Genomic DNA, 7,897 nt, shown 5'->3' with positions numbered 1-7,897 from the left:
AATGAGCAATCCTACGAAAATAAAAATGAAAAAAATTTATTAATTAAAATATCTAAAAAATAATAAAAAATAATTTAGTTGAATGATTTATGAATTAACTATCAAACAACCCTACTATAAAAATTTAACGGGATTTAGTATTAGATTTAGAATTATAATATTTTTTAAAAATATATAATACATTATGTTAGTAAAATTGTTTTTAACTTATGAAGTATTCTAGTGTTATAAAAAAAGTGAATAATAAATTGATTAAGGGATAAAAAATGGAAAAAATTGATATGGAGAAGTCAAAAATAGATAAATTAATAAGAGATTTTGAGAATACAAAATATTTTGGATATATGTTTTTTGTAGAATACGATGGTCAAAAGTTTGAATCTTTTGATGAAAATCCTGATAAAAAGAGTGTTAAGTCAGAATTCAGAAAAATTTTTGAAAAGAATAAAATAAAGATTTTTAAAGGTATTCAGCAGGCTGGAAGAACTGATGCAAATGTGAGTGCAAAAGAAAATATTCTTTATATAAATTCCAAAGAGATAATTGATTTTTCAAAATTAAAATTTTGGGAAACAGAAGGGTTGAAAATAAATAAAATAGTAAGAACATTGCCGTTTCTTGAATTTCCACAAATGATTGAAAAAAGATATTATATTTATGAATATCCAAAAAAACTTAGGAAAAACGATGAAGAGAGAATAAATCAGATTTGCAATAAAGTATCTAGGAAAAAGGATTTTTACGAATTTACTTCAGAAAAAGGGAAAAAATTAAAAAATCACACAAGAGAAATTTTTGTGAAATATGAAAATGATAAGCTGTATTTTGTAGGAGATGGATTTTTACCACAGCAGGTGCGGATTATGAGCAATTTTATTTTAAATAATACAAAGTTTGATATTGAAAAGTTAAATGATGGAAATTTTGAAAATAGAAAATTAGGGATAAAAGATAAACCGCTTGATGGGAAATATTTGACACTTATGAAAGTTGATTTTTCAGAGAAATTGGAAAAAATCAGTTTTTTTGATGTAAAAAATATTGAAGAATTGATAAATTTGAAAAATAATAATAATGAAAATTTGGAAACAGGAAATTCTGAAATCAAAATAGATAATTTGAATGAACAATTAAAAAGTATTGGTAAAGTTAAAAAAATTGAGAGAAATAGTTATTTTACGGTATTTTTCGTTGAAAAGAAAGATAAAGGGGAATTTATTGGAAAAAGAGGGAAAAATATTAGGAAGTTAAAGAAGATTTTGGGGGATATAGTTGTAAAAGAGATTTGAAAAAATTGAAAATATTTTATAGATTATGTAGAAATTTATTGTTTTTAAAAGTTTTTAGATACAGTTTATAGAAAAATATTGAATGATGAAATTTGATAACTGGATATTAATATATTTTGTCAGAAAGTTTAGAAAAATAAGAAAAATCAAGATTAGGAAAAGAGTGGAAAAATGTATATAATTAGAAAAGCAATGGAATATTTTAAACCAAAAATTAACAGGGCTTATATGAATGAGGCTTTGAAAAATTTGACAGAAAAAGAAAAGAAAATATTTTTGGAAATGTCTGATTACGACAAGTTTCATTCGCTTGAAGTTTATAAAAAAATAAAAAAAACGGAACTGAAAAACAACGAGAAATATTTAAAATTGGCACTTCTGCACGACTGTGGAAAAGAAAATGTGTCGATTATAACGAGAGTTTTGCATAAATTAGGATTTAAAACGCAGTTACGAAACCACGCCCAAAGAAGTTCTGAAAAGCTGGAAAAAGTAGATGAGGAAGTAGCGGTTTTGGCGAAAAATCATCATAATAGAGGTTATTCGCAGGAAATGGATATTTTTCAGAAATGTGATGATGAGAGTTAAGAAATTGATGAAAAATTTTTAGAAAAGAGTGATTTTATGAAAGATAAGTATAAAATGACATTGGAGGAGAATATTTTTGTTGCGAAAAGAAATATAGTGGATTCAATTTGGAAATCGGCAAATCTGGAAGGAATAGCTGTGACTTATCCTCAGACAGAAACGATTTTTCAGGGGCTGGGAGTTCAGAATATGAAAGTTAAGGATATAAACGCCATTGTTAATTTAAAACATTCGTGGGAATTTATTTTGGAAAATATTGAATATCCTCTTGATTTAAACTATATTTGGAAAATTAATCAGCTAATGGGGGAGGCAAATGTAAACCCTTTTCCAGGACAATTGAGATTCTCGGATGTAAGTATGGGTGGAACGGATTGGAAGCCTGAAATTCCAGATAAGGAAAAAGTGAATGATAACTTGAATAAAATTTTGGAAAGTGAAAACTCCGCAACAGAAAAAGCAATAAATTTAATGCTATATTTAATGAGAAGCCAACTTTTTTATGATGGAAATAAAAGAACAAGCATGATGACAGCAAATCACGTAATGATTCAAAATGGTGCTGGAATTATTTCTGTACCAATAAAACAGCAAGAGAAATTTTTGGAACTGCTTGTGAAATTTTATGAAACTAATGATGTGAGTGCAATTAAGGAATTAATTTATAATCATTGTATTGACGGGATAAATTTTAAAAGAGAATAGAATTTTGGAAAATAAAAAATTATAAAAGAAAGAAAAATAGATAATTATGAATGAAAAATATGAAGTTGAAAATGAATTTGAAGATGAAATAGATGTTGAAAATAGTGAAAATGACGAAAATATTGTTGTTTTGAAGGAAGAGGCAGGGAGCAGGATTGATAAATTTTTATCGGAAAGGCTCGAGTTGACACGGACACGTATTCAACAGCTTATAAAAGATGAAAATATTTTAGTAAATGAAAAAAAGACAAAGCCTGCTTATAAAATTGAAGAAAATGATACAATAAAAGTTGTAATTCCAGAACTGGAAACTGTTGAAATTAAACCTGAAAACATTGATATTGAAATAATTTATGAAGATAATGATTTGGCAGTTATCAATAAAAAAGCTGGAATTGTCGTACATCCTGCAAACGGACATTATTCAGGAACGCTTGTAAATGCAATTTTGTATCACATCAAAGATTTGTCAGGAATAAATGGAGAAATCCGTCCTGGCATTGTGCATAGGCTAGATAAGGACACAAGCGGACTTTTAATAATCGCCAAAAATGACAAGTCACATCTAAAATTGTCACAAATGTTTCACGATAAAACTGTAAAAAAAACTTATCTTGCAATTTTAAAAGGAAAACTAAACCAGAAAAGCGGAAGAATTGTAACACAAATCGGGCGTGATAAAAACGACAGGAAGAAAATGACCGTAATAAATGACTTAAATTCAGGAAAAACTGCAATTACGAATTACGAAGTAATTTCACAGACGGAAAAATTTACACTTGTTAAAGTTCATATTGAAACTGGAAGAACTCACCAAATCAGAGTTCACATGAAACATTTAGGCTATCCAATTCTAGGCGACAGTGTCTACGGCAGAACAGACGCCGAAAAACGCCAAATGCTTCATGCTTACAAATTGGAATTTGAACATCCAATTACAGAAGAAGAAATAGAATTTATTGCAGAATTGCCTGAAGATTTTGAAAAGGCATTGAAAAAATGTGGGCTATAATTTGAAATTTTTTGATTTTTTTAAATATTCATTCTAATTAAATGAATAATTATAGTTAAATTAAAAATGTTGAATTATAAGTTATTAGTATTAGATAAATTAATTAGAAATATTATTAAGCAAAATTTTGTTAAGAAAAAAAACTAATATAAAATTAATTATCATACTAAACCTCTTTTAGAAATAGGAATAAATTTTTATAATCATTCATCTAATTACTATGTTTATAAATATTTTTCTCTTTGATTTCTATATTTTTCTTTTTATTTTTGCAGGATTGCTCATTGCCGCAAAACCTTATCTTGCAGTAAAAGGCTTATCCTGATAATCAAAATATTTGGCAAGATTGCTACACAATAACCTATGACTAGTCTACACATTTTTCTGCACTGCCAAAAAACTCGCTATGCTCAGACAGTTTTGCCAGCACAGAAAAATGTTCCGACGGATTAGGTTATGCTAGACTCTGTTTAAAAAATGAAAATTATATCTTAAATTTCTTGAAAATATTAGGTTTATATCTTTTATTGGAAAAGTTTATAATAAATTCATTATTTAAATTGGGAATGGTATCAAATTTTAAGTTTAGAAATATTATAGAAAGTAAAGGAATATGCTTATGGATAAAAAAAATGAATTAATGGAATTTGACGAAAAATACAATAAGATTGTTGTTGGGGTTGATGAGGCTGGAAGAGGGCCTTTGGCAGGGCCAGTTGTGGCTGGAGCTGTAATTGTAATTCAGGATTTTCCAGAATTGCAGGAGATTAACGATTCGAAGAAGTTGACTGAGAAAAAAAGAGAAAGATTGTTTGAAGCAATAGAAAAAAATTGCATCGTGGGAATTGGGATTGCGTCAGAAAAGGAAATTGATGAGATGAATATTTTGAATGCAACATTTCTAGCAATGAGTCGAGCGATTAATCAAGTAGCTGAAAAATCAGCATTTGATATAGTTCTGGTTGATGGTAACCATTTGATTCGAGAGTATGAAGGAGAACAGGAGTGCATTGTGAAGGGAGATGGTAAATCTCTTGCAATTGCGACAGCTTCGATTGTGGCGAAGGTTACAAGGGATAGAATACTTTGTGAGATTGCAAAGGAATTTCCTGAATATGAATTTGAGAAACATAAAGGATATGGAACTAAGAAACATAGGGAGATTTTGCTTGAAAAAGGGGCTTGTAGGTATCATAGGAAGACGTTTTTGAAGAAAATATTGAATGGAAGTGGGAAGAAAAAATAGATTTTTATTTATTTAGTAGAATGAAGGGGATTAAAATGTTGGAAATTATGGAAGATGAAGGAGAAAGATGGATTGAGATAGTAGATGATAAATTATTAGGTTTTCTATATAATATTAGTGATGATATTTTGAAATTTGTTTGGAAAGAAAAAAATATTGAAATATTGGGGAAATACTTTGATGAAAATCAGTCAAATTATCTTGATGAATTTGCAGAAGGTTTTTTTGAAAATATAGAAGATGTTGGTTTTGATGAAATTATTTATGAAGTTATAGGTGAAACAAAAAAAGAATGGCTGACAGAAAAGTTTTTATCCCAAAATAAATATAGAAATTTTATACATATTTCATTATTTACTTGTCCTGATGAAATAAGAAATTTAGATGATGAAATTCTTTGGAAAAGTTCAGAGTTGGATTTAGAGGATAGGGAACTTGTGGAGAATATACGTAAAAAAATGGAAGAAAATTTTAAAATTGGAAAAAAATATGTAAGTTACAAAAATGAATTAGAAAAATTGGAAAAATCAGAAATTAATAATGAAATTATAGAAGCAAAAAAACAAAAAATTATTAAATTTTTAGAAAAAAATCGGAAAATCGGTATGGAATATTTGAGATATTTGAAGTTTTCATAAATTTTTATGAGAGGTGGGAAATTTGAAGTGATTTAGAGATGTTTGATTAAATGAGAAGATGAAAAGTTTTATATGAAAAATATTTAATGGAGAAGTTATGGACATTTGAATATGACTATGATACGTAGTAATAAAAGAACTAAAAAATAATGATAAAAAATGGAATGTTTCATTTGTAGAATTTGATGTAAAGGATTTTATTAGAAAAGGGGATATTGTCAAAGGAAAATTATTTATGCAATATGTATGCGAAAGTTTGAAAGTGGATAGTGAATTGAGAGCTGTAGAGCCTTTTCCAAAATCGCCACATATAGAAACTGTAGTAAGAGTGGTAAAACATATAAATTCAGATTCTTTACTGGTAGAATCAGCTATTTCAGATTCAGAAATTTTAGTTGAATTTGAAAATGATGTAGCTTATGAAAAAGATGATGTTATTTTTTTGAAGGTGAACTTTCGTTTGAATTTTTATAAGAAAATATTTTGAATGAGAATTAAAAAGGAATTTAGGTATGAAAAAATGAGAAGCGGTTGCATTACAAGAATTTTCACAATGGTTTATTATGGATGTAGACGATGATAGAGAATGGATATTTACCGATATGACATTAGGAACATTTATGCAACCATTAAAGGATACAAAAGAATATTGGATATTTTTTGTAGAAATGATTTACAAACTTTATAAGTGTGATTTGATAGAATTTCCAGATGGAGAATTTCCAATAAGAATGTTAGTGGGAACTAAAAATTTAGAAGAATTTTATTCTAATTCAATAGAAGAATTTTGTTATTAATTAGCAAATAGATTTGAATACAGAAAAAATGATTATGCTCATGAACCTTATATTTATCCAAAAGAAAGATATAGAGAACTTATAACAAAATATGAGAATGATATGGACTATATTTCTGTCTGGTATATTAATCCAAATAAAATTGATGAGGAAATAGAAAATTTTAAAGTAAATGAAAATTTTGTAAATGAAATTCAGAAAATATTTGAAGAAAGTGGAGTAGAGTGGAAAGATAAGGAAAAATTTTTGGGAAAAGAGAAAATAATAAAATGAGAATACAAATCTTAAAAAATAGTATTTTTTAAAAAGGAAGTTTAGAAAACAGGAGAACAGTTATGATTTTGTGGAAATTAAAAAAATTTTATAGTAAATATTTACCAACTATTTTATTTTTATGGTTATTAAGTTTTACTATAATAAGTTGCTCTAAACCCGCAAATAGAGTTAAAAATGAGGATAAAAAATATCTGAAATTAATATCGTTAGGAGATGTAGAAAGAGATGAAGGTAATTATAAAAATGCTGAAAAATATTATGAGGAAGCAAAAAAATACGATAATGGTGCATATTTAAGTATTGCTTATTTATACTACAATTTTATTGATAAAAATGAAGGTGAAAAGAAATACAAAATTGCATATGATAAAGGAAATTCTCAAGCAGCATATATATTGGGGAGTATTGCTTATAGAAAAGGGAATTTTAATTTGGCGAAAAAATGGTATTTAAAAGGTATTGAAAAAGGCGATAAATTTTCTAACATTGATTTGGGGAAATTATTAATAAGTGAAAATAAAATTGATGAGGCAAAAAAATATTTGTTAAAAGTGGAAGATGGAAATGATGCTGAAGGAATATATTATCTTATGACGATTTATTATAGAGAAAGAAATAAGAGTAAGATTCATAGCTTAAAGGAAAAAATGTTTGGAAAAAATAAAATGAATGGAATAGATGATGAAATAATGTTAAAAATAGACTTGATGTTAGGAGATGAGAATGAAAATAAAAAATTTGAATTAATTGATGAAGCAGATTCCTTGATGAGAATAAATAAATACGAAGAAGCAAAGAAAAAATATGAAAAATTATTAGAGTATGGATTTGAAGGATACTATTTTCTAGGAAATATGTATAAATTTTTAGATAATAATTCAGAAGCTATGAAGTATTACGAAATCGCTTATAAAAAAGGAAATATGGGAATGGCGGCATATAAGATTGGAAATATTTATGAAGAGGAAAATAATAAATTAGAAGCAAAAAAATGGTATCAAGCAGGAATAAATGCAGGAAATTCACAATCAGCAAGTACATTAGGAATGTTAGAAATATCAGAAGGTAATGAAGAAAAAGCTAAAAAACTATTTTTAAGAGGTATTGAACAGAAAAATGCGGAAGCAATATTAGGAATGATGGGTTATTATCAGAAAAAAGGGAATGATAAAAAAATAAAAGAGTTAGCCAAAAAAATATTAGAGGAAAAAGGATTATTATATAATTCATTAAATTTGAATAATATAGCGACAAAAGTGTTTTTATATGATTAAATAAATTCAAATAAAAAAAGAAGAGAAGTTTTCCAGTCTCACGACAAACGCATGAAAAAAATCTAAAAAAAA

The 7,897-nt window shown here is 26.8% G+C and carries 10 protein-coding genes; all 10 read left to right on the top strand.

Translation table 11 applies throughout. The annotated features are described in order from the left end of the window. Nucleotides 1-266 precede the first annotated feature (266 nt). Entirely contained in the window at nt 267-1,289 is a 1,023-nt protein-coding gene (locus HMPREF1552_RS10400; RefSeq protein WP_021745152.1) for a hypothetical protein, read from the top strand. 171 nt (nt 1,290-1,460) lie between these two features. Next, nucleotides 1,461-1,877, top strand: a complete 417-nt coding sequence (locus HMPREF1552_RS10395) for an HD domain-containing protein (protein WP_021745151.1) — start codon at nt 1,461-1,463, stop codon at nt 1,875-1,877. Between the two features lie 36 nt (nt 1,878-1,913). Next, on the top strand, nt 1,914-2,582 hold the full coding sequence (locus tag HMPREF1552_RS10390) for a Fic family protein (RefSeq protein ID WP_021745150.1): 669 nt from the start codon (nt 1,914-1,916) through the stop codon (nt 2,580-2,582). 46 nt (nt 2,583-2,628) lie between these two features. Then, nucleotides 2,629-3,594, top strand: coding sequence for an RluA family pseudouridine synthase (locus tag HMPREF1552_RS10385; RefSeq protein ID WP_021745149.1), 966 nt, complete (start codon nt 2,629-2,631; stop codon nt 3,592-3,594). 619 nt (nt 3,595-4,213) lie between these two features. Further along, nucleotides 4,214-4,840, top strand: coding sequence for a ribonuclease HII (locus HMPREF1552_RS10380; protein ID WP_231370770.1), 627 nt, complete (start codon nt 4,214-4,216; stop codon nt 4,838-4,840). A 35-nt stretch (nt 4,841-4,875) separates the two neighbouring features. Continuing rightward, the gene (locus tag HMPREF1552_RS10375; protein WP_039901614.1) at nt 4,876-5,478 is read left to right on the top strand and encodes a hypothetical protein; all 603 of its coding nucleotides are present in this window, start codon (nt 4,876-4,878) and stop codon (nt 5,476-5,478) included. A 235-nt stretch (nt 5,479-5,713) separates the two neighbouring features. Then, nucleotides 5,714-5,965: a hypothetical protein gene (locus HMPREF1552_RS12860; protein WP_021745146.1), complete on the top strand. Its 252-nt coding sequence runs from the start codon at nt 5,714-5,716 to the stop codon at nt 5,963-5,965. Nucleotides 5,966-6,041: 76 nt separating this feature from the next. Beyond that, nucleotides 6,042-6,275, top strand: a complete 234-nt coding sequence (locus HMPREF1552_RS10365; RefSeq protein WP_021745145.1) for a hypothetical protein — start codon at nt 6,042-6,044, stop codon at nt 6,273-6,275. Nucleotides 6,276-6,377: 102 nt separating this feature from the next. Continuing rightward, the gene (locus tag HMPREF1552_RS12370; RefSeq protein WP_021745144.1) at nt 6,378-6,548 is read left to right on the top strand and encodes a hypothetical protein; all 171 of its coding nucleotides are present in this window, start codon (nt 6,378-6,380) and stop codon (nt 6,546-6,548) included. Between the two features lie 62 nt (nt 6,549-6,610). Next, nucleotides 6,611-7,825, top strand: a complete 1,215-nt coding sequence (locus tag HMPREF1552_RS10360; protein WP_021745143.1) for a lipopolysaccharide assembly protein LapB — start codon at nt 6,611-6,613, stop codon at nt 7,823-7,825. The last annotated feature ends 72 nt before the right edge of the window (nt 7,826-7,897 follow it).

Source organism: Leptotrichia sp. oral taxon 879 str. F0557, assembly GCF_000469385.1.
Lineage (GTDB): Bacteria > Fusobacteriota > Fusobacteriia > Fusobacteriales > Leptotrichiaceae > Leptotrichia > Leptotrichia mesophila.
Note: the sequence above shows the minus strand (reverse complement) of the source record. Positions and strands in the feature narration are given on the sequence as shown.

What these genes read in the sequence shown, in the direction of transcription:
- HMPREF1552_RS10400 (WP_021745152.1), top strand. Translation starts at nt 267, where the DNA reads ATGGAAAAAATTGATATGGAGAAGTCAAAAATAGATAAATTAATAAGA.
- HMPREF1552_RS10395 (WP_021745151.1), top strand. Translation starts at nt 1,461, where the DNA reads ATGTATATAATTAGAAAAGCAATGGAATATTTTAAACCAAAAATTAAC.
- HMPREF1552_RS10390 (WP_021745150.1), top strand. Translation starts at nt 1,914, where the DNA reads ATGAAAGATAAGTATAAAATGACATTGGAGGAGAATATTTTTGTTGCG.
- HMPREF1552_RS10385 (WP_021745149.1), top strand. Translation starts at nt 2,629, where the DNA reads ATGAATGAAAAATATGAAGTTGAAAATGAATTTGAAGATGAAATAGAT.
- HMPREF1552_RS10380 (WP_231370770.1), top strand. Translation starts at nt 4,214, where the DNA reads ATGGATAAAAAAAATGAATTAATGGAATTTGACGAAAAATACAATAAG.
- HMPREF1552_RS10375 (WP_039901614.1), top strand. Translation starts at nt 4,876, where the DNA reads ATGTTGGAAATTATGGAAGATGAAGGAGAAAGATGGATTGAGATAGTA.
- HMPREF1552_RS12860 (WP_021745146.1), top strand. Translation starts at nt 5,714, where the DNA reads ATGCAATATGTATGCGAAAGTTTGAAAGTGGATAGTGAATTGAGAGCT.
- HMPREF1552_RS10365 (WP_021745145.1), top strand. Translation starts at nt 6,042, where the DNA reads ATGGATGTAGACGATGATAGAGAATGGATATTTACCGATATGACATTA.
- HMPREF1552_RS12370 (WP_021745144.1), top strand. Translation starts at nt 6,378, where the DNA reads ATGGACTATATTTCTGTCTGGTATATTAATCCAAATAAAATTGATGAG.
- HMPREF1552_RS10360 (WP_021745143.1), top strand. Translation starts at nt 6,611, where the DNA reads ATGATTTTGTGGAAATTAAAAAAATTTTATAGTAAATATTTACCAACT.